Source organism: Sedimentibacter sp. B4, assembly GCF_000309315.1.
In the GTDB taxonomy this organism is placed as follows: domain Bacteria; phylum Bacillota; class Clostridia; order Tissierellales; family Sedimentibacteraceae; genus Sedimentibacter; species Sedimentibacter saalensis.
In genome coordinates this window covers 1-231 of record NZ_CANG01000263.1, presented here as the reverse complement: position 1 = coordinate 231, position 231 = coordinate 1, and the positions used below count along the sequence as shown (strand labels likewise).

Below are 231 nucleotides of genomic sequence, written 5' to 3'. Positions count from 1 at the left end.
CGGTCATTCCGCGAGTGTAGGTCGGGCTTCACCACACCCCGGTTCAGCCCAGGGGCAGGAAGGACGCGCGGACCTTGCCACTGCCGTCGTCGCCGCCCACGACGAGGAGACCGGACGGGCTTCCGGCCACGGTCTGGAACGGTTCGTCACCGCCAGGAGGCGCGGTGAGCCGGAGCCAGGTGCGGGCGTCGAAGTCGTACAGGTCTGCGGTGTTCCGCGCGTCACCGTTGG

At 70.1% G+C, this 231-nt stretch carries 1 protein-coding gene; it reads right to left on the bottom strand.

Translation table 11 applies throughout. The features are described from left to right. Positions 1 to 43 precede the first annotated feature (43 nt). On the bottom strand, positions 44 to 231 hold a 188-nt coding region (locus BN358_RS27615), incomplete at its 5' end, for a hypothetical protein (RefSeq protein ID WP_232233095.1).